The sequence below is a fragment of the Pseudomonas gorinensis genome (assembly GCF_042015035.1).
In the GTDB taxonomy this organism is placed as follows: Bacteria; Pseudomonadota; Gammaproteobacteria; order Pseudomonadales; family Pseudomonadaceae; genus Aquipseudomonas; species Aquipseudomonas gorinensis.
In genome coordinates, this window is the sequence record NZ_CP167125.1 from 7,028,532 (window position 1) to 7,052,587 (window position 24,056).

Here is a 24,056-nt window from a genome sequence, read left to right on the forward strand (position 1 = left end):
TGGGCCGTCAGTCAAATCACAATGCCGCCATCTGCTGAAGCCGGGAGTTGGCACGGCGGTGGACTCAATACGGGAGGAGAATTGAATTCCCGTCAATGGGGTAGTGTTTGGAGAAGCGACCTGAGCGTGCCCCTTTGGACATTGGGCCCAACGCAAATAACCCTGCGGCCTGTAAGGGTGGGCGACTGACAGCTCGCCAACAACATCGAAAAAAAAGCGGGGGCTTTCGCCCCCCGTCTTCTATCTTCACTGTTTGAGGGCATTCCCTAGGCCCGAATACCGCCTCAGTTCACCGACAGAATCGGGCTACCCAACCTCTCCAGCAATGTCGCCTGCGCGCTGCGCGGGTTCTGGTTGCCGGTTGGCGTATTGCGCACATAGCGCCCGTCCGACTGCAGGCTCCAGCTGTGGGTGTTGTCGGTCAGATAGCTTTCCAACTCTTTCTTGACCCGCATGATCAACTTCTTGCCTTCCACCGGGAAGCAGGTCTCCACGCGCTTGTCGAGGTTGCGCTCCATCCAGTCGGCGCTGGAGAGGAACATCTGCTCTTCGCCGCCGTTGAGGAAGTAGAACACCCGCGTGTGCTCCAGGAAGCGGCCGATGATCGAGCGCACATGGATATTGTGCGAGACGCCGGCAATGCCTGGGCGCAGGCAGCACATGCCACGCACCACCAGGTCGATGCGCACGCCGGACTGGCTGGCCTTGTACAGCGCGCGGATGATCTTCGGATCGGTCAGCGAGTTGAACTTGGCGATGATATGCGCCGGCTTGCCTTCGAGGGCGAACTGGGTCTCGCGGGCAATCATGTCGAGCATGCCCTTCTTCAGGGTGAACGGCGCGTGCAGCAGCTTCTTCATGCGCAAAGTCTTGCCCATGCCGATCAACTGGCTGAACAACTTGCCGACGTCCTCACACAGGGCGTCATCGGAGGTCAACAAGCTGTAGTCGGTGTAGAGTTTGGCGTTGCCGGCATGGTAGTTACCGGTACCCAGGTGCGCGTAACGCACGATCTCGCCGGCTTCGCGGCGCAGGATCAGCATCATCTTGGCGTGGGTCTTGAAGCCCACCACGCCGTAGATCACCACCGCACCGGCCGCTTGCAGGCGGCTGGCCAGTTGCAGGTTGGACTCTTCGTCGAACCGCGCACGCAGCTCGATCACTGCCGTGACCTCCTTGCCGTTACGCGCCGCATCGACCAGCGCATCGACGATTTCCGAGTTGGCGCCGCTGCGGTACAGGGTCTGGCGTACGGCCAATACATGCGGGTCCTTGGCGGCCTGGCGCAGCAGGTCGACCACCGGGGTGAAGGACTCGAACGGGTGCAGCAGCAGGATGTCCTGCTTGCTCACGACGCTGAAGATGTTCTCGCTGTTTTGCAGCAGTTTCGGGATCTGCGGCGTGAACGGCGTGTATTGCAGCTCTGGATGGCTGTCCAGGCCAGTGATGCTGAACAGGCGCGTCAGGTTGACCGGGCCGTTGACCTGGTACAGCTCGCTCTCGCCCAGGTTGAACTGTTTGAGCAAGTAGTCCGAGAGGTGCTTCGGACAGGTGTCGGCCACTTCCAGGCGCACCGCATCGCCGTAGCGCCGCGAGAACAACTCACCGCGCAGGGCACGGGCCAAGTCTTCGACGTCTTCGGAATCCAGAGCCAGGTCGGCGTTGCGGGTCAGGCGGAACTGGTAGCAGCCCTTGACCTTCATGCCCTGGAACAGGTCATCGGCGTGGGCGTGGATCATCGACGACAGGAACACATAGTTATCGCCAGCGCCCCCTACCTCTTCCGGTACCTTGATGATCCGTGGCAACAGGCGCGGTGCCGGGATGATCGCCAGGCCGGAATCGCGACCGAACGCGTCGATACCTTCAAGCTCAACGATGAAGTTCAGGCTCTTGTTCACCAGCAACGGGAACGGGTGCGTCGGGTCGAGGCCGATGGGCGTGATGATCGGTGCGATTTCGTCACGGAAGTAGCGGCGCACCCAGGTCTTGATCTTGGTGGTCCAGTGACGACGACGGATAAAGCGGACCTGATGTTTTTCCAGTTCCGGCAGCAGGATGTCGTTGAGGATCGCGTACTGGCGATCGACATGCCCGTGCACCAGCTCACTGATGCGCGCCAGCGCCTGGTGTGGCTGCAGGCCGTCGGCACCGGCTTGTTCACGGGCGAAGGTGATCTGCTTCTTGAGGCCGGCGACGCGGATTTCGAAGAACTCGTCCAGGTTGCTGGAGAAGATCAGCAGGAATTTCAGCCGTTCCAACAATGGGTAGGACTCATCCAGCGCCTGCTCCAGCACGCGGATGTTGAATTGCAGTTGTGACAGCTCACGGTGGATGTACAGGCTGCTGTCATCCAGGTTGGTCACCACCGCCACCGGTGCCGGCGCGGGCACGGGCGCTTCGGCGACCGCAACGGGCGGGGCCGGCTCCAGCTCCGGCGGGGTCTCGGCGATTTGTTCAACCACCGGGTGAGCGTCTTTTACGGCAACTTCGGAGAGTCCTTCGGTATTCATCGAGTGTTCCTGTGAGGGCTATTGTTGCTCTCTAAGCAATTGGGCAGCGCGGGCAGCGAAGTAGGTCAGGATGCCATCAGCACCCGCACGTTTAAAGGCAGTCAGGGATTCGAGGATCACCCCTTCGCTCAACCAACCATTCTGGATCGCGGCCATGTGCATGGCGTATTCACCGCTGACCTGATAGACAAAGGTCGGCACCTTGAATTCCTCTTTGACCCGGTAAAGGATGTCCAGGTAGGGCATCCCGGGCTTGACCATCACCATGTCGGCCCCTTCGGCCAGGTCGGCCGCCACTTCGTGCAGGGCCTCATGGCTGTTGGCCGGGTCCATCTGGTACGAGGCCTTGTTCGCCTTGCCCAGGTTCAGTGCAGAGCCCACCGCATCGCGGAACGGGCCATAGTAGGCACTGGCATATTTGGCCGAGTAGGCCATGATCCGTACATTGACGTGGCCGGCCAGTTCCAGGGCTTCGCGAATCGCCTGGATGCGACCGTCCATCATGTCCGACGGGGCGACCACCTGGGCACCGGCGGCGGCGTGGGACAAGGCCTGCTTGACCAGCGCGTCAACGGTGATGTCGTTCTGAACATAGCCGTCTTCATCGAGGATGCCATCCTGCCCGTGGGTGGTGAACGGGTCCAGGGCCACGTCGGTGATCACCCCCAGCTCCGGGAACCGTTTGCGCAAGGCGCGAGTGGCGCGCTGGGCAATACCGTCCGGGTTCCAGGCTTCGGCAGCGTCGAGGGACTTGAGCTCGGGCGGAGTCACCGGGAACAGCGCCAACGCCGGAATACCCAGCGCCACCCAGTTCGCGGCTTCTTCGAGCAGCAGATCAATGGTCAAGCGCTCGACCCCTGGCATCGATGCCACCGCTTCCCGACGATTCTCACCGTCGAGCACGAACACCGGCAGGATAAGATCGTTCGTCGTCAGCACGTTTTCACGAACCAGGCGGCGAGAGAAATCATCACGGCGATTACGACGCAGACGGGTGGCAGGGAACAGGCGATTGGCAGGGGTAAAGCTCACGACAGACTCCTGAGCCCGTGTTTACGGGCGAGCGTTGCAGTTATAAGCGGCCATTATGACGAAGGAATGACAGTTGTGCTTATCGATGCGACCTGTAGTCGCATTCGTCGTTTATGTAGGAAATGTTCACTTCGTGACACATCTCGATACTTTCATGAATGATCACGAAGGCGTAGGCTGCGCGTTCATTTCGCCAGCACCCAGACCATGCTTCAACAATTTCTGCATGACTTCGGCTACTTTGCCCTATTCCTAGGCACGTTCTTCGAAGGTGAGACCATCTTGGTACTCGCAGGCTTCCTGGCGTTCCGTGGATACATGGATATCAACCTGGTGGTCGTCGTTGCCTTTTTTGGCAGCTACGCCGGCGACCAGTTGTGGTACTTCCTGGGGCGCAAGCACGGCCGCAAACTGTTGGCGCGCAAGCCGCGCTGGCAATTGATGGGCGACAAGGCCCTGGAACATATCCGCAAACACCCGGACATCTGGGTGCTGAGCTTCCGGTTCGTCTACGGCTTGCGTACGGTGATGCCGGTGGCGATTGGCTTGTCAGGCTACCCGCCGGCCCGCTACCTGATCCTCAATGGGATAGGCGCAGCCGTCTGGGCCGCCGCGCTCGGGGCCGCGGCCTATCACTTCGGCGCGGTGCTGGAAGGCATGCTGGGCAGCGTCAAGAAGTACGAGCTGTGGGTGCTGGGCGCATTATTGCTGTTGGGCCTCGGCCTGTGGCTGCGCCGCCGCTTCAAGAACGCACGCATCACCCGCCAGGCGTGCGCCGACGCCAAGGCCCGACTGGCCGAACAGCAACAGGCCGAGCCCGCTAAAGTCGATGCGCCTAAGACGCCAATCGAGTAAGCCGGCCTCTGCAGCAGTAGAGGCCGATCACACTGAGCAAGCTGTAACTGAGCAGCCCCAGCCAGCCCAGGTGGCTGGCCGGCCATAGCCCCAGCAGCGGCGCCAGCCACACCAAGGGCACGTTCAGCGCCAGGCGCACCAGCTCCGCCTTCAACGCCCATGGGCGATTCTCCAGGGCCACGCCCAACGTAAACAGGCCCAGCGCCATTGCACTCCAGCCCAGGATCAGCGCAGCCGTGGGCAAACCTTCGCCGAAATTCATCAAGTAGCTGCCAAACCCCACATACGCCGCAAATTGCAGGGCGATATAGACCTGCTGGCGCGCGTCCAGCGGCACGTCGAATTTACGGAACTGGCTCAGGTCTGGCTTGGCCAACGGGTATTTGGCCTTCACGTCCGCCGGGCGCCAGCCGGTACGCATAAACCAGATGCGCAGCTTGTCCCACCAGCGTTCGGTGCGTCGCGCATCACTCCACAACTGCGCATAGAACTGCAGGTTGGCCCACAGCGGATTCCAACTGGCCAAAGGTGTGGTCACGCCGAAAATCACCGGCTCGTTGTCGTCTTCTTCCTGGAAGGTGCCGAACAGCCGGTCCCAAATAATGAACACCCCGCCGTAGTTGCGATCCATGTAGAGAGCGTTCTGTGCATGGTGGGCCCGATGATTGGATGGCGTGACGAAGAACCACTCGAACCAGCCAAGCTTGGGCACATGGCGGGTGTGAACCCAGAATTGGTACAACAGGTTGAGCGAAGCCACGCTGATAAACACCACCAGCGGCACGCCAAGCACGGCCAGGGGCAGGTAGAAGATCCAGCTCAGCAGAAAGCCGGTGCTGGTCTGGCGCAGGGCGGTGCTGAGGTTGTAGTCCTCGCTCTGGTGATGCACCGAATGGGCGGCCCACAGGATATTGCGTTCATGCCCCATGCGGTGCAGCCAGTAGTAGCAGAAGTCGTAGAACACAAAAGCGAACACCCAGGTCCAGGCACTCTGGGCAGGCAACTCGATAAGTGCCAGGTGCTTGAGGGCGAACGCATAGGTCAGCAGCCCCACGCCCTTGGTCAACAAGCCCGTGGTGGTAGACAGCACGCCGGTGCTGAGGCTGTTGATGGCATCCGCCACCCGGTAGTTACGCTGGCTGCGCCAACGATCGGCCAGCAACTCAACCACGATCAAGGCGATGAAAAACGGTACCGCGTAAGGCACGAAGTCCATGGGCTAGTCCGGTCTATTTTTGTTACATCAAGATTAGGTGCTGCGGCGAGAGTTCCCATTGGCAACAGATGACAAATTAGTAGACATTTAACGCCAAGACCCCAGGAGAAATGCCCATGAGCAAAAAGATTGCAGTGATCCTTTCCGGCTGCGGCGTGTATGACGGCGCAGAGATTCACGAAAGCGTGATCACCTTGCTGCGCCTGGACCAGCGCGGTGCTCAGGTCCAATGTTTTGCCCCGGATATCGCGCAACTGCATGTGATCAATCACCTGACGGGCGAAGAAATGCCTGAATCGCGCAATGTGCTGGTGGAGTCGGCGCGCATTGCCCGGGGCAACGTGAAGGACATCCGTGACGCCAACGCCGAAGACTTCGACGCGTTGATCGTGCCTGGCGGGTTTGGCGCGGCGAAAAACCTGTCGAACTTCGCCGTCGAAGGTGCCGGTTGCAGTATCAACCCGCAGGTCTTGGCACTCGCCGAAGCCTTTGCCGAAGCGGGCAAGCCGATAGGTTTGATCTGCATCTCGCCAGCCCTGGCGGCGAAGATCTATGGCCCGGGCGTCACCTGCACCATCGGCAACGATGCCGACACCGCGGCCGCCATGGACAAGATGGGCGCCACCCACCAGGAATGCGGGGTTGAAGACATTGTCGAGGACAAGGCGCGCAAGCTGGTGAGCACCCCGGCCTACATGCTCGGCAAGAACATCAGCGAGGTCGCGTCAGGCATCAACAAGCTGGTGGACCGAGTGCTGGAGCTGACGCACGAAAACGATTAGTCGCGATGAATAAGCTTCTGTGAGGTGGACGCTTGCTGAACGAGCAAACAGTAACCTGTGGCGAGCGGGCTTGTTGTGGCGAGCGGGCTTGCCCCGCGTTGGGCTGCGAAGCGGCCCCAATAAGAACGCTGCAGTGTGCCAGGCTGCTCCGGGGCTGTGTTTTGGGGCTGCTGCGCAGCCCAACGCGGGGCAAGCCCGCTCGCCACAACAAGCCCCCTTGCCACAACAAGCTCACTCTCGACAACAAGCTCACTCCCCAGCAAGCGCCTTCTCCACAACGCTCAATCTCCACAGGATCAGGTCTGGCGCATCAACCGCGTCAGTATCCTGTCGAGTGCGTTGGCAAACGCCTGCTTGTCCTTTTCCCCATGGGGCGGCGGGCCGCCGCCCATCTGGCCCTGCTCGCGCAGATCGGTGAACAGGTTGCGTACCGCCAACCGTTCACTCATGTTTTGCGGGCTGAATTCCTTGCCCCGTGGATCAAGGGCTGTAACCCCCTTCTTCACCAGGCGGTCAGCCAGGGGGACATCGCTACAGATCACCAATTCGCCGGGCACTGCGTGCTCCACCAGGTAATCATCCGCCGCGTCCGGACCGCTGGGTACCACGATCAGCTTCACGCAGGCAAAGCTCGGCTTGATCTGGCTCTGCCCCGCCACCAGCACCACCTCGAACTGACGCTTGAGGGCAAATTTCACCACCTGATCCTTGGCGGCCCGAGGGCAGGCATCGGCATCGATCCACACGCGCATGGTCAGGCCGCCAATCGGCGCTTGTCAGCCACACGGCTGCGGCTGTACAGCACCACAATTGCCAGGATCGCCACCACCTGTGCACTCAGCGAGTAGGCATCGGCGTGGATACCCAGCCAATCGAAGTCAAAGAACGCCACTGGCCGAGTGCCGAAAATGCCCGCTTCCTGCAACGCCTTCACGCCATGCCCGGCGAACACCACCGACAGCGCGCACAACAAAGCGGCGTTGATACCGAAGAACAGCGCCAATGGCAGCTTCGCCGAACCGCGCAGGATCACCCACGCCAGGCCCACCAGCAGCACCAGCGCCGTGGCACCACCCGCCAGCACAGCGTTGTGCCCGGCCGGGCCGGCTTGCAGCCACAGGGTTTCGTAGAACAGGATCACCTCGAACAGTTCGCGGTACACCGAGAAGAACGCCAGCACCGCAAAGCCAAACCGCCCACCGCCGCCCACCAGGCTGCTCTTGATGTAGTCCTGCCAGGCTGCCGCGTGGCGCCGGTCGTGCATCCACACGCCAAGCCACAGCACCATGACGCTGGCGAACAGCGCCGTGCAGCCTTCGAGCAATTCGCGCTGTGCGCCGCTGACGTCAATCACATACGCCGCCAACGCCCAGGTCGCGAGGCCGGCCAACAACGCCAGGCCCCAGCCAATATTGACGCTGCGCACCGCCGATTGCTGGCCGGTATTGCGCAGGAAGGCGAGGATCGCCGCCAGCACCAGAATCGCTTCCAACCCTTCGCGCAACAGGATCAACAGCCCGGAAATAAAGCTCAGCGACCAACTCAAACCGTCGCCGCCCAGTAAACCGGCAGACTCGGTGAGCTTGCCCTTGGCCACGTCCAGACGCTGCTGCACCTGTTCGATCGGCAAGCCATCCTGCAACGACTGCCGATAGGCCATCAGGGCTTTTTCGGTGTCCTTGCGTACAGTGGCGTTGACGTTATCCAGGGAGCTTTCCACCAGCTCGAAGCCTTCCAGGTACGCCGCGACCGACAGGTCGTAGGCCTGTTCACGATCACCGTTGCGGAACGCGGCAAGGCTCTTGTCCAAGGTCGCGGCGGTGTAGTCGAGCAACTGCGCCGGGCCACGCTTGACCTGCGGCGGTTGCGCACGCTGGGCCCGGAACGTTGCGGCAGTGGCCGGACCGGCACTGGCCAGCACTTCATTGGGCGTCTGACGGGCGAGGTCGGCAAGGTTGAAGGGGTGTTCGCTTTTGGCTGCGGCCGGATCGGCTGTAAAGCCTGCGATGTAAGTGGCCAGGTCCCAACGCTGGCGATCGTCCAGTTGGTCGGCGAAGGACGGCATGTCCGTGCCTTCGACGCCCAGGCCAAGGGTGTTGTAGATCGCATACAGGCTCAGGCGGTCCAGGCGTACAGCATTTCGCAGGTTCGCCGGAGGTGGCGTCATGCCCACGCTCGCCGGGCCATCACCGGTACCCGCCGTGCCGTGGCAGACCGAACAGTGCTGTGCATAGAGCGGTGCACCTCGCGTTGGGTCAGGGGTGATTGCCGGGGCCTGGCTGACTTCATACGCCACCGCGAGCTTGGCGCCCAACTGACGGGCCTGGCGGGCCACGGTCGCGCCATCCTGACGAGCCGTCACGGCCGCCTGTAATTCATCCACACCCTTTACCAGCTCGGCGTGCTCGGGTTTCGACGGCAAGTCCGCGACCAGGCCCTGCAAAACCCCAAGAAACTCCACCTGCTCACGGTATTCCGACTCATCAACGACTTTGCCCGCCGCCACTGTCGGGGGGTAGTCCGCGCCAATGTAATCCAGCAAATGCAGGGCTTTTTGCGCGCCTTCAGGACTCGCGGCCAACAGGTTGAAGCTGCACGACATCAACGCCGGCAACACCAGCCAGGCGAGAACACGGAAGGGGGCAGTCATGAATGAATCTCAAGGGGAAATACGAAGTAACACATTGTTGAGGTTTATGCGCTTTGACTCAAGGCGTATGTGATTCGCCGAGCAGAAGAAGAACCGAGCCTTTTGAAAAGCCATGATGGCTTTTTGTCGATTAGATCACAGCAAAAAGCCATTGTTTTGCCATTAATGACGCCTATAATGCCGCGCCCTGTTATCGCGAAAGGGAATTTTGCTCCTCGTTTTTATGAGGAATTAGTAGGACGCGCCGTGCATCCTGCGATTGGTGATTCGAGCCGACCAGCACCTCGGCTGATTACGTTCAGGGAAGAAGCTTGCCATGGCATTTCGCGCCTTAACCCCGCTAGCGCTCGCGGCGGTCACCGTGTTGTCCGGTTGCTCGATGTTTCGTAGCTACGATTCCGAGCTGCAAGCCACCAATCAGCAGTTGGCCACGGGCAATGTCGACGCCGCCCTGACCCTGCTGGAAAAGAACAACATCGGCGAAGACAAGGACCTGCTCTATTTCTTTGAAAAAGGGGAATTGCTGCGGGCCAGGGGCGACCTGACTGGCAGCCAGACCGCCTGGCGCAGCGCCGACCTGCAAGTCTACAAATGGGAAGAGTCGGTCAAGTTCGACAGCGAAAAGTACCTTTCCCAATTCGGCAGTCTCCTGGTCAACGACAAAGTGCGTCGCTATGAAGGCTATGACTACGAAAAAGTCATGCTGACCACCCAGATGGCCCTGAACCTGCTGGCCCTGAATGACTTCGACGGCGCGCGCACCGAGATCAAGAAGACCCACGAGCGCGAAGCCGTGATCGCCGACCTGCGCGACAAGGAATATCTCAAGCGCGAAGACGAAGCCGAGCGCCAGGGCGTGACCACCCAGATCAAGGACCTGCGCGGCTATCCGGTGCAAGCCCTGGACGCTCCCGAAGTGGTCGGCCTGAAGAACAGCTACCAGAGTGCGTTCAGCCATTATCTCGCCGGGTTCGTCTACGAAGCCCTGGGTGAAAAAGACCTGGCCGCACCGGGTTATCGCAAGGCGGCCGAGTTGCGCCCCAATACCCCGCTGCTGGAACAGGCCTTGCTGGACCTGGATAAATCCAAGGTCGGCGCCGATGAAACCGACGTGCTGATCGTGGTCCAAAGCGGCCTGGCACCGGCCCGCGATTCGATCCGTCTGCCCTTGCCGATACCGATCAACGGCAACCTGGTGATCACCCCACTGTCGTTCCCGGTGATCAAGGCAGACACCTCCACCCCGGCCTTCGCCCAAATCGGTGTCGACGGGCGGCAGCAGAACCTCACCGCGCTCAACAGCACCACCGCGATGTCCCGTCGCGCACTGCGTGACGACATGCCGGGGATCATCCTGCGCACCACCGTGCGCGCGATCAGCCGTGGCGTGGCGCAAAACAACCTGAACAAGACCAACCCCATGGCGGGCCTGGTGCTGGGTATTGCTTCGGCCGTGGCCGAAGGCGCCGACACCCGGACCTGGCGCACCTTGCCGGATATGACCCAAGTCACGCGCCTGCGCCTCAAGCATGGCGAGCACCAGGTCAGCCTGCCCAACGCCTTGGGTGGCACGCTGGTGACGATCAAGGCCGATCAGCGCTACCAGGTGATCACCCTGCGCGTAGTCGGCAACCAGGTGTTCGCCGGCGGCCTCGCGGCCCATGTGGTCCCGAGCACTCAACCCCAGGCTATCGCCACCCTCAAACAACCCTAAGGAGCGCGCTATGCGTCATTTCATCCTCGGCGCCTTGGCGCTGGTCCTGCTCGCCGGCTGCGCGACCCCGCCGCCCCCGGCACCCGGCAGTGCCGCCAGCAAGATCGTGGTGATGGGCAAGTTCAAGGGCATCGCCGTCGGTGCCATCCGCGTCGCCCGCGAGAACGGTTTTCTAACGGCCAAGGTGCAGTTGAGCAACATCACCAGCAGCAACCAGATGATGTATTACCGCTTCGCCTGGCTGGGCGCCGACGGTTTCCCGGTAGGCGATGAAGAGACCTGGAAGGTGCTGAATCTGTACGCCAACCAGGCCACGTTCCTGCCGGCCATCGCCAATTTGCCCCAGGCGGCGGACTTCCGTCTTGAAGTGAAGACGCCTTGAAGCCCTCCTCCCTCCGCTTACAGAGAGATATCCCCATGTTTGCACGCTTCTCGATGCTCGCCGTGGTCGCCGTCCTGGCCAGCGGCTGCGCCAATACTTCACCGGTATTGGGCGGCAAAAATATCAGCTACGGCGATACCAAGGCTGTGGAACTGGTGACCAACGAATTCGGTTCCACCGACCTGCAGATGATCGCCGAGAGCATGACCCGCTCCCTGGCCCAGTCCGGCATCCTCCAGGGGCGCCCGGTAGTGCAGGTGTATGACGTGAAGAACAAGACCAGCGAGTACATCGATACCCGCGAGATCACTACGTCGATCAAGACCCAGCTGATGAAGACCGGCACCGCGCGGTTCGCCAGCGACAACACCGATATGCAAAGCCAGGTCGACCAACTCAAGCTGCAGAACCAGAGCGGCCTGTACAAGAAATCCACCGTGAGCAAGACCGGCAATATGGTCGCCGCCAAGTACCGCCTGGAAGGCTCGATCAGCTCCATCGTCAAGCGCAGCTCGGACTACAAGGACGTGTTCTACAAGTTCAGCCTGCAACTGATCGACGTCGAGAGCGGCCTGGCCGAATGGATGGACGAAAAAGAAATCCGCAAGACCACGGAGCGCTAAGCAATGCGTGCATGGATCGGCATGATCGGCCTGCTGTGCGCCTTTGGCGCCTCGGCCGCGCCGAAGATCGCGGTGACCGACCTGGCCTATGAGGCGCAGGTCGAGGAGTACATTCACCAGGTCTCGGCCAGCAACAACTTCCAGGCCGGCGCTTACCACGCCAGTGGCGCGTCGAACTACAGCGAGTACGAAAGCCGCACCCGCTACATCGAACAGACCGAGCTGCGTAAATTCAGCGGTGACATCAAGGGCGAGATCCTCAAGTCGCGCCAGTTCCAGCTGGTGCAGGGCACGCCTTACACGGCCGACGCCAAGGCAGACGTCTACGATGTGATCAAACGCATCAAGGCCGGCAACTTCAAGGGTGCGGACTACGTGCTGTTCGGCACGCTGTCAGACATCGACTTCACCCAGGACATCAACGCCCTGGACCACACCAACAGTTACTCGGCGGTGCTGGGCCTGACACTGGTGGCGGATTTCAGCCTGATCAACACCCGCACTTTCGAAATCACCTCGGCGTTCACCGCCATGGGTGAGGGCCAGGACACCAAGCTGGTGAACAGCCGTGATGTGCGCGTAAGCCTGAACCGGCCGCGTGTGGTGAAGGAGGTGTCGAAAGCGCTGGGTGAAGATGTGGCGCGACAGTTGGCGGAGCAACTGGGCGGAGGGTATCAAGACCCCGGTCAGCCGGTGTTGCGCAACAACCTGCCAAGGGATGAAGCGCCGAAGATCCTGCGCTGACGCCCTATTCACACACACCGCAAAACTAATGTGGGAGGGGCGGTGCGACGATTCGACTTGCCCCCTCCCACAGTTTTGATTCGGTTTCGTCAGTTATGCCGTGGCGCGGTGAAGGCTGGCGAGGAAGCCGGCAGCCCCTACGAACAACCCGGCAAACGTGCGGTTCATACGCTTCTGCTGCTTAGGCGTGCGCAACAACCGCAACACCTTCGACGCCAACCCCGTATACCCCGCCATCACGATCATATCGACGCTGATCATCGTCGCACCCAGGATCAGGTACTGGATCAACAGCGGCGCCTGCGGGTTCACGAATTGCGGCAGCACCGCGAGCATGAACACCAGCGCCTTGGGGTTGCTGGCGTTAACCAGAAAACCCCGGAACATCATCGCCATCGGCTTGCCGATCGGGCGCACCGCCGCGTCATCGGTCATGTCCATGGGCAGCGCACGCCATTGCTTGACGGCCAGGTACACCAGGTACGCCACGCCAAACCATTTGATCGCATAGAAGGCGGTGGAAGATGTCGCCAGAATGGCACCCAGGCCGCAAGCAACGACCGCAATCTGCATCGCCAGGCCCAGTTGCAGGCCGATGGCATTCCAGTAACCGCGCAGGAAACCGTATTGCAGGCCGCTGGACATTGAGGCGATGGCGCCAGCGCCAGGGGAAAGGGAGATGATCCAACTGGCCAGGAAAAAGGCCAGCCATGTGTCGAGTGCCATTACACACCTCGGGAAAGAGTCAGCGATTGTTGTGCCTTAAGCTAACTCCGACGACCAAGGAATGGCTATAGATTTCTTGCAGGAGCGAGCTTGCTCGCGAAAAACCAAGAGGCGCCGCTGGGCGTCAGGCTCCCCGCGGTATCGTTCACGTTCTTCGCGAGCAAGCTCGCTCCTACAGAGGTGAGACGCTTGTATCGCGCCAACGTCGTACCGAACGCTGGAAGAACAAGCTGTTGGGCACCTGCACCACTGCGCTGCCGGTCCCTGCTTCCTCGACCTCGATCAGCGTGGTGTAGAGCAGGTTGATCGCCACCACCCGGCCTTTCACGCCGGGCTTGTCGACGGTGTCTACCAGCTCGACGATATCACCGAGACGAAACGGCCCGACCGTGAAGATCAGGATCGCGCACAGCAGGTTGGACAACACCGACCACATGGCAAAGAACGCCACCGCCGCCACCGCCACAAACCCCGACAGTGCCGTCCACAACACCGTGGCGGAAACGCCCAGGCGCTCCAACACAAAGATCAGCGCGCTGCCCATGATCAGCCAGCGCAAGCCGCCGCGCAGCGGCATCAGCAATTGTGGCGGGAACGGGTAACGCTCACCCAGGCGGGTCAGGCCTTTTGCGACAAAGCGCTGGGCAAGGTAGCCGGCCAGCAGGATCAGCAGGATTTGCACACCGATCCACACCGGCTCGACCCATTGCGCCGGGAACGGCAGCTGCAACGCATCCATCAGGACAGCGCCTCCAGCTCCGCTTGCAGGCTTTCGAGCAGCTCGAGGGCTTCCATCCAGCTTTCCTCCAGTTGCCCTTCACGGACCTTGAGCTTGGCCTGCTCGGCCAGCAGGTCGCGCAGTTCGTCCTTGCGGGCCGCTTCATACACGGCACTGTCGCCCAGGCTGGCTTCGATTTTGGCCAGGCGTTCATGGACCTTGCCCAGCTCGGCTTCCAGCTTGTCGGCCTCGCGCTTGTGCGGCGCCAACTGCTGGCGCAGCGCGGCAGCGGCCTGGCGCTGGGCTTTCTTGTCGGTCTTGTCCGGGTTGACCGGGGTGTTGCTGACCGGTGCGTTGCGCAGGCGGTAATCCGTCAGCCAGCGCGCATAGTCGTCCAGGTCGCCATCGAACTCTTCGACTTTGCCATCGGCCACCAGCAGGAAGTTGTCCGTGGTGCTCTTGAGCAAGTGGCGATCGTGAGACACCACCAGTACCGCACCGCTGAATTCCTGCAGGGCCATGGTCAACGCCAGGCGCATCTCCAGATCCAGGTGGTTGGTGGGTTCGTCGAGCAACAACAGGTTCGGTCGGTCCCAAGCGATCAACGCCAGGGCCAGGCGAGCCTTTTCGCCACCGGAGAAGTTCAACACGGGCTCATCGATCCGTGCGCCACGGAAGTCGAACCCGCCGAGGAAATCGCGCAAGGTCTGCTCGCGCTCGGTCGGTGCCAGGCGCTGCAGGTGCAGCAACGGGCTGGCCTTGGCATCGAGGGAGTCCAACTGATGCTGGGCGAAGTAGCCCACTACCAGGTTCTCGCCACGGGTCAGGCGGCCGGCCAGGGGCTGCAGCTCACCCGAGAGGTTCTTGATCAGCGTCGACTTGCCCGCGCCGTTAGGCCCGAGCAAACCGATGCGTGCGCCCGGCGTGAGCTGCAGCTTGACCTTCTCGAGGATGGTTTTGTCGCCATAGCCCAGGCGCGCATCCGAGAGGTCGAGCAGTGGGCTGGAGATTTTCACCGATTCGCGGAACACAAAATCAAAGGGCGAATCGACGTGGGCCGCCGACAGCTCTTCCATGCGCTCCAGTGCCTTGATCCGGCTCTGGGCCTGGCGGGCCTTGGTGGCCTGGGCCTTGAACCGAGCGATGTAGCTTTCCATGTGCGCACGCTGCGCCTGCTGCTTCTCGTAGGCTTGTTGCTGCTGGGCCAGGCGCTCGGCACGGGCGCGTTCGAACGCGGTGTAGCCACCCCGGTAAAGGGTGATTTTCTTCTGTTCGACGTGGGCGATGTTGTCGACCACGGCGTCGAGGAAATCCCGGTCGTGGGAAATCAGCAGCAAGGTGCCTTGGTAGTTCTTGAGGAAGTCCTCCAGCCACAGGATTGCATCGAGGTCCAAGTGGTTGGTCGGCTCATCGAGCAGCAACAGGTCCGAAGGGCACATCAGCGCCTGGGCCAGGTTCAGGCGCATGCGCCAGCCGCCGGAAAAGTCAGCGACCGGGCGGTCCATCTGCTCGTTGGTAAAGCCAAGGCCGGCCAGCATCTTGCGCGCACGGGCGTCGGCGGTGTAACCGTCGGCACTGTCGAGTTCCGAGTGCAGGCGCGCCTGGGCGGCACCGTCCTGGGCTTTCTCGGCCTCGGCCAGGTCGTGCTGAACCTGGCGCAGGCGCAGGTCGCCATCGAGCACGTAGTCGATCGCAATGCGGTCCAGGGTGTCGATCTCCTGGCGCATATGGGCGATGCGCCAGTCGGCCGGCAGCAGGCAGTCCCCGGAATCCGGGGTCAGCTCACCCAGCAACAGGGCGAACAACGTGGATTTGCCGGCGCCGTTGGCACCGATCAGGCCGGCTTTGTGACCGGCGTGCAGGGTCAGCTCGGCGTCTTCGAGAAGACGTTGCGGGCCACGCTGTAATGTTAGGCTTTGAAGTCGGATCATAATGGCGGCGGAGTCTACCAGCTTCGCAGGCCGCTGGCTTGGGTGTGAATATGTGTGCTGACCTGTGGAGCTTTGCCCTCTCGACTTACACCCGTCCGGGCGTGGAGGCCGCGTGCCTGCGCCTCCAGGAACAAGGAGCGGATGTGTGCCTGTTGCTCTGCGGGGCCTGGCTGGAACAACGAGGTGTAGGGTGTGTACCCGAGCGCGTGCAGGCACTGCAACAAATTGCCCGGCCTTGGCAGATGCAGGTCATCGAACCCTTGCGTCGGGTGCGGGTGCAATGGCGAGAGCTGGCACAGCAGGATGAATCATTGGCGGCATTGCGGGAACGGGTCAAGGCCCTGGAGCTGGATGCCGAGCGACAGTTGCTGGCACGCCTGGAGGCGTTGGTTCTGGGATGGCAGTCGGGTGATGGCGTGGGTCAACCGCAATGGTTGGAAAGACTGGCGACTGAGGATGCCGCCAACCTTGACCCCGACGCGCTGCAGCAGCTGCGCGTCGAAGTCACCGGCACTTAGGAAGCGCTGGTTGGGGTGGTGCTTGGCGCTACCGGTGCAGGGGTGCTGCTGGCCGATGCGGTTGGAGCGGTGGTCGCTGCCGGGCTAGCAGCAGGCGCTGCTGGAGCCGTTGGCTTGGCCGGTGCAGGCTTGGCAGCAGCGGGTTTCGCAGCAGCGGCTTTAACCACTGGCTTGGCGGCTGGTTTCGCGGCAGCGGCTTTAACGGCCGGCTTGGCGGCTGGTTTCGCAGCAGCGGCTTTAGCGACTGGCTTGGCAGCTGGTTTTGCAGCAGCGGCTTTAGCGACTGGCTTGGCGGCTGGTTTTGCAGCAGTGGCTTTAGCAGCTGGCTTAGCGGCTGGTTTTGCAGCAGCAGTTTTAGCAACTGGCTTGGCGGCTGGTTTTGCAGCAGTGGCTTTAACAGCTGGCTTAGCGGCTGGTTTTGCAGCAGCAGTTTTAGCAGCTGGCTTGGCGGCTGGTTTTGCAGCAGTGGCTTTAACAGCTGGCTTAGCGGCTGGTTTTGCAGCAGCAGTTTTAGCAGCTGGCTTGGCGGCTGGTTTTGCAGCAGCAGTTTTAGCAGCTGGCTTGGCGGCTGGTTTTGCAGCAGCAGTTTTAGCAGCTGGCTTGACGGCTGGTTTTGCAGCAGCAGTTTTAGCAGCTGGCTTGGCGGCTGGTTTTGCAGCAGCGGTTTTAGCCACTGGCTTGGCAGCCCCTTTAGTCGGCGCCTTCGCTGCAACAGCTTTGCTCGCCGGTTTTTTCGCCGCGCTGGTCGCTACAGCTTTTGCAGGGGTACGAGCGCCGAGCACTTTAGATACAGCTTCCTTCACACGACCAACGCCCTGGGCCAATTTCAGGCTTTCTTGAGCATCTTTTTTGAGTTGGGAAATGTAGGTGCGGGTTTCGGCTTGGCGATCCTTGAGGGCGTCCAGCAGGTCCTCAAGTTCTTTGACAGCGTCTTTGGCTTTGGCTTGTGCCTTGGCCTTGCCGGCAGTGGCGGCGTCTTGCAGTTTGGTGCGGGATTTGTGCAGCTTCTCTTGCGCTTTACCGCGTTGTTTTTCCAGTTTGGCGAGCAGTTTTTCTGCATCGGCCAACGCTTGGGAACATGCGCTTTCCAGATGTTCGAGCAGGCTGCCCGAAAGTTGTTGGAGTAAATGCAACGGGGTATTTACAGGCTTCTGTTTGGCCGACATGGTTTACCTCCTGGCTGACGTGGGTGCGGCTCATACTAGCCCTCTGCTCTTACCGCCGCTAGGGCATGTTGACAGTATCCTTTGCCTTGCGTTGCACCGTGCGAAAATTCTTATCGATATAACGAAAGACCACGCCACTTTTTACCTCATCACACTGGCATAATCCGTCGCACTTTCGGCGGGAGACATGCGTATGTCACGTTACCTTTTTCTTGTGCTTGGCTTGGTGCTTGGCGGGGCCAATGCAAGCGAGCAGTCGCCGCCCAAAACCTCACCCCAGGACCAGCACGACCTCGCGTACAGCCTGGGCGCCAGCCTCGGCGAACGGCTGCGCCAGGAGGTCCCCGACCTGCAGATCCAGGCGCTGGTCGAGGGCCTCAAGCAAGCGTATCAAGGCAAGCCACTGGCACTGGATAACGCACGCATCGAACAGATTCTGGCCCAGCACGAAGAACAGAGTGAAGCCGACACACAGGTTCCAAAAAGTGAAAAAGCGCTGGCGGCGGAACAGCAATTTTTAACCAAGGAAAAATCGGCAACCGGTGTGCGCGAATTGGCGGATGGCATCCTGCTCACAGAGCTGACGCCCGGCAATGGCAACAAACCATTGGCCAGCGATGAGGTGCAAGTGAAATACGTGGGGCGTTTACCCGATGGTACTGTGTTCGATCAGAGCACCCAGCCTCAACGGTTCCGCCTGGACAGTGTGATCGACGGCTGGCGCAGTGCGTTGCAACAGATGCCTGTCGGCGCGAAATGGCGACTGGTGATCCCCTCGGCACAAGCGTATGGCGCCGACGGGGCCGGCGAATTGATCCCGCCTTACACACCGTTGGTATTCGAGATCGAGTTGCTCGGTACTCGCCACTGACCCAATAAAAAACGGTGCGCCATGCGCACCGTTTTTTTATCTCGCCAGCAAAGGTCAGGCCTGGGTGGCCGTCTCTTCCTTATGGGCGTTGTGGAGTACTTCGATCAGGCAATCTTCCAGTTCGAAACGTTCATGGAGCAGGCCACCCAACTCCTTGAATTTCTCGGCAACACATTGGCCGGCATCACACAGATCGGTGAACGCCAGCAATTTCTCAGTGATGACATCAATGCGCGGGTAAAGAGTCTCGGCCAGTTCCAGCCCACGCTGGTCATCGAAGGCTTCCGCCTCTTTGGTCAGCTGCTCATAGACACCGAAATGGCCAGCCGACGCGTAGTCCACCAACACGCCACAGAATTCCTGCAACGGCTTGCGATTCTCAGCCAGAGACTCGGGCTTGGCGCCAAGAGCATCAAAGGCCCGAACCAGTTCGTGACGTGCTTTCAACCAGCTGTCGATCAGCTTGTGCACCCCACCCCAGCGTTCCTGAGCATTCTGACAACTTTCCAGCATGATGATCTCTCTTCCCTATTGGGGGCGCTGCCGCGCTGTGCCCGCGCAACACTTCAAGGATAAAGCGGCGGCCGGACAAGGCAGCATCTGGCTAACAGTTTCATAACGCCTGCGGGCCAGATTATGCCCGCATGACTATGGCTTCAAGGTACGCAGGAGAGAAAGTTCATACAAGTGTTTAATCCCGTCCTACAGCTTTTGAGCTGTTTTCAGTGCCTTGCCAAGCTTAAACGCTGACTGAACAACAGCCGCGAAAACTGCACGCCTCCCAGGATCAGCATCGCCACGAAGAACAACAGGCTCCACTCCGGAAGGCTTAGGTCGAACAGCGTCCAGTTTATCTCCATGCAATCGACGGTGCCTTTGAACACCGAGCGCACCGCATCCTCAAGCGACAGGTTTTCAATCATGTCCTGTGCGCTGGGCCAACAATCGGGGGCTTGATCCGGCACGCTGTTCTGCAGCAGCACCTGGCGTACGGCGGCAGTCGCGCCGAGCACGGCACAGCTCATGCTTGCCAACCCGTAAAGGAAGACGCCAGAGCGCTTGGGGTTATGAATGGCAGCACTCAGGTTGATCAGCGTAAAGACCGCTAAAAATAGCCGCTGCACCTGGCACAGGAAGCAGGGCCGAAGCAGCGCGCCATATTCCAGATAGAACGATGCGCTCAACGTCAGCGCACCTGCCATGAACGCCAGCAAAAACAGGGAGCGTGAGGGGGCCAAAGACATTGTCGATCCGTAACGCAAGAGATAGGCCGTTACGGTAGAGGAAAGGCCCGAGCCCTTTCAATACACGCTAGAGCAGACGATTCCGCGAAAACGTAGGGACATCCCGTCAGAACACGAAGGGCATCACCTAGGAATACGTAGGAACACATTACGAGCCCCATTAAACCGAGGCCATTGGCAAAATTGAAGCGTTGGCTACCAGACAATTCCGAGCCAACGCTCACTCTTTTTCCTACCTCAAACCCGCGCCGGTACCGGCAATGGAGAGGCCAGCAGACGACTGTCCAGCAGACCCAGGCCTTCCTGGAACAGCTGGTTGCTGCGCTCAGTGTCGCCTAATTGGGCCAGCAGTCGCGCCAACTCGGCGCAGGCTTCGGGATTGCGCTGCACCTGCAGGCTGCCTTCCAGGTAGTCCCGTGCCTTGCCCCACAGGCTGTTCTGCAAGCACAGGCGACCCAGGGTCAACAGCAGGCTGGCGTCACCGGAGTGGTCCTTGAGCCAGCCTTCGGCAAACTTCAGTTGCCGCGCCGGGTCACTGCCTCGCAGCAGGCCGTATAACCGAATCAGATGGCTGTCGTAGCTGCGCTTGATCGCACCCCGCAGCACTTCCTCGGCCTTGGCATCCGCGCCTAACTGACGCAGTTGCTCAGCGTAGGCCAACACCAGCTGCGGCTCCTGACGCTGGGCAGAGGTCAGTTGCTGCCAGGCCCGTTCAAGGGACTGCAAACCGGCTTCGCCCTGCTCTTCCCGCTGGGCCGCCAGGCTCAGGTTTTCACCCCAGGCGCGACGCTCCAGCTCGGCCAGTTCACCAGGGGGCAAGACTTTGTCTTTGCGCAACTCGGGCAATAGTCGAATGACCGACGACCAGTCGCCCCGCTGCTGATGCAGGCGCTGCAATTGACGCAGTACCTGGGCGTTATGGGGATGGCGCTCATGCATCGCCTGCAGGGTCACCAGGGCGCCCTCGGTATCGCCGCGGTCCGTCTGCAATTGCGCATGGCTCAAGGCAACCGCCAGCTCGGCTTGAGGCTGACGCTCCAGGGCGCGCTCGAGCAAGCTGTCCGACTCTTCGTAGCGCCCCTGCTCATTGGCCGCACGGGCCGCGCCAAGGTAATACAGCAACGGTTGACGCTCGGCTTCGGCAGCCCGGTGCAGGTGGCGCTCGGCACTGGCCCAGCGCCCTTCGGCGAGGTCCATCTGGCCCTGTTCGATCGCAATTTGTACGCGACGGCTGCGGTTACGGCGCGACCATGGGTTGACCACGCCCCCGGAGGTGGTCACCAGGCTCAGCAACACGCGGAGCAGGTAGATCGCCAGGACGATGACAAACACCGCCACCAGGGTGGCCCACAGGCTCGATTCGTAATGCAGCACATGGGGATAGGTAATCAGCACGTAGCCAGTATGTTTCGAGATGCCCACGGCCAGTGCCAGGGCGATCGCAATCGCCAGCACCAGGATCACATAGAAACGCTTCATCGGCTCTACTCCTGGGTCGCCGGCGTGCCAGCCGAAGCCTTGGCTTCGTCAGCAGACAGATGACGACGCTCGAGATACGCCTGCACGGCCGCCAGGCTCGCCGCCAGGTCCGGTGTCACCACCGAGACGGCCTTGGGCTCAAGCTCGGCGATCCGTGCCAGCATCGCCTTGCTCTGGGGGTTGTCCTGGTTGAAGTTGTCCTGCAACACGCTACGCGCTTCACCCAGCGAACGGCTGTACACCGCCGACTCGCCATTGAGCGCGGCCCATTGAGCTTGCTCCAGGGCCAGGCTCAGGGCCAGACGCACCTGGTTCAAGCCCTGGCCGGCCAGCAGCGGGCGAATGTTGTCATCGGGGTTGAAATCGATGCGGAAGTAACGGGAAATCTGTTCCCACCATTGGCTCCAACGGTTGTCAGTGTCCGTGGTTGGACGCCCTTGGGAAGCCGGCTCCGTAAGCTGGTATTCCGGCGCAATCGCCGCCAACTGCACGACCTGATCGCGCAACGCCGCCAATTGCAGATACAACCCGGTACGGTCCGGCTGCTCGGTGCTGCGCAGCGCGGCCAGGCTCTTGGCCAGTTGCTCGCGGGCAGCGTAGGAACCCGGATCATTCTGCTCGCGCAGGATCTCATCGGCGCCCTGGACCAGCGACTGAGCACTGTTGATATCCTGCAAGGCCGACAGTCGCAAACTCGCCAGACGGATCAGATGCTCGGCTTCAGCCAGGCGCCAGTCCTTGCGGCTGGCCCCCAGCACGGTTTCCAGGCGTTGGTTCAGACGCTGCTGATCACCTTGCAACTGGGCCACCAGGCGGCGACGCTCCTCCAGCTCATCAGCGCCCGGCAACTGTGCCAGGCGTGCCGCCAACTGTTGCTGGCCTTGCTTGAGAGACTGGGACTGGTCATCAAGGGTCTGCACCTGGCCCAATTGATGCTGGCTGCTGGCTTGCAGGGCACGGACCTGCCAGATCCCCCAACCGCCAGCGGCAACACCCGCGGCGCCCAGCAGCAGGGCAACGATTGCCAGGCCATTGCCACGGCGTGGCGCGGCGACCGGTGTCTCGACCGGCGCATCAAGCGCGGGCTGAGTTTCATCTTTAGGCAAGGCTGTATCGCTCACGTATCCGTCCTTTGCGTATCAGAGAGTGGGGGCGGGATGTTTTTATAAGACAAAGCCGCCTAACGCCACTAACAAAGCCGCAGCACTCGCGCCGCGACAATCCACAACATTTTCTGCCCCAGCGTCCCGCGCCATCTCATAGACTCGCGGGCTGGGTACGAACAACGGCAGTCGGGCCACCTGTGGCCAATCGGGTCCGGCCAGGGCTTGCAGATGCAAGAAACCCTGCCCACTGCTGACCACCAGGCCGTTCAAGCGTTCCAACTGGATGCGCTGCATCAGTACCCCGGCGTCGTAGGCCGGCAGGAAGCGGCGATACAACTCCAGATAGTCGACACTAGCACCTTGCTCGCGCAAACGCTCAGCCAGCAGTTCTCGGCCGCCTTCTCCCCGCAGGATCAACACCCGCGCCCCAGGGCGTGCAATAGCCTCGCGCAAGGCGGGTAAGGCGAGCAAGGCTTCGCTGTCATCACCGGTGGGCGGATAGTGAACGTCAAGGCCCTGGTCAGCCAGCACCTGGGCGGTCGCCGCGCCAACGCTGAACCACGGCAATTGCGGCCAGTGTCGCTCCAGCTGTTGCAAACCCAGGCGCGCAGCCGGTTTGCTCACCACGATCACTGCGCAATAACGGCCCAGGTCGCGGAAAACCGCCTGTTGTGCGGGCGTGACCGGCAACGCCTCGATCTCCAGCAAGGGCAGGCTGCTGCTGAAAATGCCGGCTTCGGACAACGACGCCGCCAGGGCCTTCGACTCCTCGGCAGGCCGCGTCAGCAGCACACGCCAGCCGGTCACTGCGGACCGGCCTCGCCATAGACTTTTTGCAGAATGGCGCCAGCGCCTTTTTCCAGCAGCTCTTCAGCCACCTGGATACCCAGGGCGCTCGCATCACGCCGTGGCCCGCGCATCTCGGCGGTGAGCAGGGTGCCACCGGCCGGATCCCCAACCAGGCCACGCAGCCACAGAGTGTCACCTTCGAGCACGGCGTAGCAGGCGATCGGCACCTGACAGCCACCGTTGAGGTGCTTGTTCAGGGCGCGCTCGGCCGTGACGCGCACTTCGGTGTCGTGGTGATCGAGGGGTTTGAGCAACGCGTGGATTTCGCTGTCTGCCGTGCGGCATTCAATACCTACCGCACCCTGGCCGCCAGCGGGCAAGCTGTCTTCAACGCTGATCGTTGACGTAATACGGTCTTCGAAGCCAAGGCGGATAAGCCCGGCCGCAGCGAGGATAATCGCGTCATATTCGCCGGCATCCAGCTTGGCCAGGCGCGTGTTGACGTTGCCGCGCAGAAAGCGGATCTGCAGGTCTGGACGACGGGTCAACAACTGCGCCTGGCGACGCAGGCTCGAAGTGCCGACGATGCTGCCCAAAGGCAGCTCATCCAGAGATGCATAGGTATTGGAAACGAACGCATCGCGCGGGTCTTCGCGCTCGCAGATGCAAAAAAGGCCCAGGCCTTCGGGGAAGTCCATGGGCACATCTTTCATCGAATGCACGGCGATGTCGGCTTCATTTTCCAGCAGCGCGGTCTCCAGCTCCTTGACGAACAGGCCCTTGCCGCCAATCTTCGACAGCGGCGAGTCCAGCAGCTTGTCGCCGCGACTCACCATGGGCACCAAGGATACCTTGAGACCTGGATGAGCCTCTTCAAGGCGAGCTTTGACGTATTCGGCCTGCCACAAGGCCAGGGCGCTTTTACGAGTGGCGATGCGGATTTCGCGAGAGGACATGGATCAATCCGTACTGAATAGATACGGCAGATAATAACAGC

General features: G+C 61.1%; 23 protein-coding genes. 8 read left to right on the forward strand and 15 right to left on the reverse strand.

The annotated features are described in order from the left end of the window. Positions 1-284 precede the first annotated feature (284 nt). Positions 285-2,513, reverse strand: a complete 2,229-nt coding sequence (gene ppk1 / locus AB7933_RS32240; protein ID WP_024078032.1) for a polyphosphate kinase 1 — start codon at positions 2,511-2,513, stop codon at positions 285-287. 18 nt (positions 2,514-2,531) lie between these two features. Next, on the reverse strand, positions 2,532-3,545 hold the full coding sequence (gene hemB / locus AB7933_RS32245; RefSeq protein WP_024078033.1) for a porphobilinogen synthase: 1,014 nt from the start codon (positions 3,543-3,545) through the stop codon (positions 2,532-2,534). Between the two features lie 207 nt (positions 3,546-3,752). On the opposite strand from hemB, the gene AB7933_RS32250 reads away from it, so the two are divergent. Then, a complete protein-coding gene (locus AB7933_RS32250) occupies positions 3,753-4,400 on the forward strand; it encodes a DedA family protein (RefSeq protein WP_024078034.1) in 648 nt (215 codons plus the stop codon). On the opposite strand, the gene AB7933_RS32255 is transcribed toward AB7933_RS32250, so the two are convergent. Further along, positions 4,381-5,616: a sterol desaturase family protein gene (locus AB7933_RS32255; protein WP_024078035.1), complete on the reverse strand. Its 1,236-nt coding sequence runs from the start codon at positions 5,614-5,616 to the stop codon at positions 4,381-4,383. The two genes, AB7933_RS32250 and AB7933_RS32255, sit on opposite strands and share 20 nt — an antisense overlap. Before the next feature lie 116 nt (positions 5,617-5,732). On the opposite strand from AB7933_RS32255, the gene elbB reads away from it, so the two are divergent. Continuing rightward, a complete protein-coding gene (gene elbB / locus AB7933_RS32260; RefSeq protein WP_041161052.1) occupies positions 5,733-6,398 on the forward strand; it encodes an isoprenoid biosynthesis glyoxalase ElbB in 666 nt (221 codons plus the stop codon). Positions 6,399-6,694: 296 nt separating this feature from the next. On the opposite strand, the gene AB7933_RS32265 is transcribed toward elbB, so the two are convergent. Together AB7933_RS32265 and AB7933_RS32270 are read right to left on the reverse strand one after the other, a co-directional pair. After that, on the reverse strand, positions 6,695-7,150 hold the full coding sequence (locus AB7933_RS32265) for a YaiI/YqxD family protein (RefSeq protein WP_024078037.1): 456 nt from the start codon (positions 7,148-7,150) through the stop codon (positions 6,695-6,697). Between the two features lie 2 nt (positions 7,151-7,152). Continuing rightward, a complete protein-coding gene (locus AB7933_RS32270; RefSeq protein ID WP_024078038.1) occupies positions 7,153-9,048 on the reverse strand; it encodes an FTR1 family protein in 1,896 nt (631 codons plus the stop codon). A 316-nt stretch (positions 9,049-9,364) separates the two neighbouring features. On the opposite strand from AB7933_RS32270, the gene AB7933_RS32275 reads away from it, so the two are divergent. The 4 genes from AB7933_RS32275 to AB7933_RS32290 are packed head-to-tail and all read left to right on the forward strand — an operon-like array spanning position 9,365 to position 12,511. Continuing rightward, the gene (locus tag AB7933_RS32275) at positions 9,365-10,762 is read left to right on the forward strand and encodes a COG3014 family protein (protein WP_024078039.1); all 1,398 of its coding nucleotides are present in this window, start codon (positions 9,365-9,367) and stop codon (positions 10,760-10,762) included. A 10-nt stretch (positions 10,763-10,772) separates the two neighbouring features. Beyond that, positions 10,773-11,144, forward strand: a complete 372-nt coding sequence (locus tag AB7933_RS32280; RefSeq protein WP_024078040.1) for a YcfL family protein — start codon at positions 10,773-10,775, stop codon at positions 11,142-11,144. Positions 11,145-11,179: 35 nt separating this feature from the next. Further along, entirely contained in the window at positions 11,180-11,767 is a 588-nt protein-coding gene (gene lpoB / locus AB7933_RS32285; protein ID WP_024078041.1) for a penicillin-binding protein activator LpoB, read from the forward strand. A 3-nt stretch (positions 11,768-11,770) separates the two neighbouring features. Further along, positions 11,771-12,511 (forward strand): hypothetical protein, encoded by a 741-nt coding sequence (locus tag AB7933_RS32290; RefSeq protein WP_024078042.1) that lies wholly within the window; start codon positions 11,771-11,773, stop codon positions 12,509-12,511. A gap of 93 nt (positions 12,512-12,604) precedes the next feature. Here the strand turns inward: AB7933_RS32290 and AB7933_RS32295 are convergent, their stop codons facing one another. The 3 genes from AB7933_RS32295 to AB7933_RS32305 form a co-directional block, all read right to left on the reverse strand. Further along, entirely contained in the window at positions 12,605-13,237 is a 633-nt protein-coding gene (locus AB7933_RS32295; protein ID WP_024078043.1) for a LysE family transporter, read from the reverse strand. Between the two features lie 172 nt (positions 13,238-13,409). Continuing rightward, the gene (locus AB7933_RS32300; RefSeq protein WP_024078044.1) at positions 13,410-13,976 is read right to left on the reverse strand and encodes a mechanosensitive ion channel family protein; all 567 of its coding nucleotides are present in this window, start codon (positions 13,974-13,976) and stop codon (positions 13,410-13,412) included. Then, the gene (locus tag AB7933_RS32305) at positions 13,976-15,886 is read right to left on the reverse strand and encodes an ATP-binding cassette domain-containing protein (protein WP_024078045.1); all 1,911 of its coding nucleotides are present in this window, start codon (positions 15,884-15,886) and stop codon (positions 13,976-13,978) included. Before AB7933_RS32305 ends, AB7933_RS32300 begins: the two co-directional genes overlap by 1 nt. Before the next feature lie 50 nt (positions 15,887-15,936). Here AB7933_RS32305 and AB7933_RS32310 point away from each other — a divergent pair, with 50 nt between their 5' ends. Next, positions 15,937-16,404, forward strand: a complete 468-nt coding sequence (locus AB7933_RS32310) for a TIGR02444 family protein (protein WP_024078046.1) — start codon at positions 15,937-15,939, stop codon at positions 16,402-16,404. Here the strand turns inward: AB7933_RS32310 and AB7933_RS32315 are convergent. Further along, entirely contained in the window at positions 16,401-17,570 is a 1,170-nt protein-coding gene (locus AB7933_RS32315; RefSeq protein ID WP_024078047.1) for an AlgP family protein, read from the reverse strand. The two genes, AB7933_RS32310 and AB7933_RS32315, sit on opposite strands and share 4 nt — an antisense overlap. A gap of 193 nt (positions 17,571-17,763) precedes the next feature. On the opposite strand from AB7933_RS32315, the gene AB7933_RS32320 reads away from it, so the two are divergent. Next, a complete protein-coding gene (locus AB7933_RS32320) occupies positions 17,764-18,441 on the forward strand; it encodes an FKBP-type peptidyl-prolyl cis-trans isomerase (RefSeq protein ID WP_024078048.1) in 678 nt (225 codons plus the stop codon). Positions 18,442-18,495: 54 nt separating this feature from the next. Here the strand turns inward: AB7933_RS32320 and AB7933_RS32325 are convergent, their stop codons facing one another. The 6 genes from AB7933_RS32325 to hemC form a co-directional block, all read right to left on the reverse strand. After that, a complete protein-coding gene (locus AB7933_RS32325) occupies positions 18,496-18,954 on the reverse strand; it encodes an Rsd/AlgQ family anti-sigma factor (RefSeq protein WP_024078049.1) in 459 nt (152 codons plus the stop codon). A gap of 209 nt (positions 18,955-19,163) precedes the next feature. Continuing rightward, positions 19,164-19,685, reverse strand: a complete 522-nt coding sequence (locus AB7933_RS32330) for a disulfide bond formation protein B (protein ID WP_024078050.1) — start codon at positions 19,683-19,685, stop codon at positions 19,164-19,166. Between the two features lie 237 nt (positions 19,686-19,922). Then, positions 19,923-21,164, reverse strand: a complete 1,242-nt coding sequence (locus AB7933_RS32335; RefSeq protein WP_024078051.1) for a heme biosynthesis protein HemY — start codon at positions 21,162-21,164, stop codon at positions 19,923-19,925. A 5-nt stretch (positions 21,165-21,169) separates the two neighbouring features. Then, entirely contained in the window at positions 21,170-22,285 is a 1,116-nt protein-coding gene (locus AB7933_RS32340) for a uroporphyrinogen-III C-methyltransferase (protein WP_024078052.1), read from the reverse strand. A 42-nt stretch (positions 22,286-22,327) separates the two neighbouring features. After that, positions 22,328-23,077 carry a uroporphyrinogen-III synthase gene (locus tag AB7933_RS32345; RefSeq protein ID WP_024078053.1) on the reverse strand — a complete coding sequence of 250 codons (750 nt, stop codon included), beginning with the start codon at positions 23,075-23,077 and terminating at the stop codon, positions 22,328-22,330. Further along, on the reverse strand, positions 23,074-24,015 hold the full coding sequence (gene hemC, locus AB7933_RS32350) for a hydroxymethylbilane synthase (RefSeq protein ID WP_024078054.1): 942 nt from the start codon (positions 24,013-24,015) through the stop codon (positions 23,074-23,076). Before hemC ends, AB7933_RS32345 begins: the two co-directional genes overlap by 4 nt. Positions 24,016-24,056 lie beyond the last annotated feature (41 nt).

Bases quoted from the DNA above. Each gene is read 5' to 3' on its own strand.
- hemC (WP_024078054.1), bottom strand. From the start codon at position 24,015: ATGTCCTCTCGCGAAATCCGCATCGCCACTCGTAAAAGCGCCCTGGCC.
- AB7933_RS32250 (WP_024078034.1), top strand. From the start codon at position 3,753: ATGCTTCAACAATTTCTGCATGACTTCGGCTACTTTGCCCTATTCCTA.
- AB7933_RS32300 (WP_024078044.1), bottom strand. From the start codon at position 13,976: ATGGATGCGTTGCAGCTGCCGTTCCCGGCGCAATGGGTCGAGCCGGTG.
- lpoB (WP_024078041.1), top strand. From the start codon at position 11,180: ATGTTTGCACGCTTCTCGATGCTCGCCGTGGTCGCCGTCCTGGCCAGC.
- AB7933_RS32265 (WP_024078037.1), bottom strand. From the start codon at position 7,150: ATGCGCGTGTGGATCGATGCCGATGCCTGCCCTCGGGCCGCCAAGGAT.
- AB7933_RS32290 (WP_024078042.1), top strand. From the start codon at position 11,771: ATGCGTGCATGGATCGGCATGATCGGCCTGCTGTGCGCCTTTGGCGCC.
- AB7933_RS32320 (WP_024078048.1), top strand. From the start codon at position 17,764: ATGTCACGTTACCTTTTTCTTGTGCTTGGCTTGGTGCTTGGCGGGGCC.
- AB7933_RS32255 (WP_024078035.1), bottom strand. From the start codon at position 5,616: ATGGACTTCGTGCCTTACGCGGTACCGTTTTTCATCGCCTTGATCGTG.
- AB7933_RS32315 (WP_024078047.1), bottom strand. From the start codon at position 17,570: ATGTCGGCCAAACAGAAGCCTGTAAATACCCCGTTGCATTTACTCCAA.
- AB7933_RS32270 (WP_024078038.1), bottom strand. From the start codon at position 9,048: ATGACTGCCCCCTTCCGTGTTCTCGCCTGGCTGGTGTTGCCGGCGTTG.
- AB7933_RS32310 (WP_024078046.1), top strand. From the start codon at position 15,937: ATGTGTGCTGACCTGTGGAGCTTTGCCCTCTCGACTTACACCCGTCCG.
- AB7933_RS32275 (WP_024078039.1), top strand. From the start codon at position 9,365: ATGGCATTTCGCGCCTTAACCCCGCTAGCGCTCGCGGCGGTCACCGTG.
- AB7933_RS32305 (WP_024078045.1), bottom strand. From the start codon at position 15,886: ATGATCCGACTTCAAAGCCTAACATTACAGCGTGGCCCGCAACGTCTT.
- AB7933_RS32280 (WP_024078040.1), top strand. From the start codon at position 10,773: ATGCGTCATTTCATCCTCGGCGCCTTGGCGCTGGTCCTGCTCGCCGGC.
- AB7933_RS32330 (WP_024078050.1), bottom strand. From the start codon at position 19,685: ATGTCTTTGGCCCCCTCACGCTCCCTGTTTTTGCTGGCGTTCATGGCA.
- AB7933_RS32335 (WP_024078051.1), bottom strand. From the start codon at position 21,164: ATGAAGCGTTTCTATGTGATCCTGGTGCTGGCGATTGCGATCGCCCTG.
- AB7933_RS32325 (WP_024078049.1), bottom strand. From the start codon at position 18,954: ATGCTGGAAAGTTGTCAGAATGCTCAGGAACGCTGGGGTGGGGTGCAC.
- AB7933_RS32295 (WP_024078043.1), bottom strand. From the start codon at position 13,237: ATGGCACTCGACACATGGCTGGCCTTTTTCCTGGCCAGTTGGATCATC.
- ppk1 (WP_024078032.1), bottom strand. From the start codon at position 2,513: ATGAATACCGAAGGACTCTCCGAAGTTGCCGTAAAAGACGCTCACCCG.
- elbB (WP_041161052.1), top strand. From the start codon at position 5,733: ATGAGCAAAAAGATTGCAGTGATCCTTTCCGGCTGCGGCGTGTATGAC.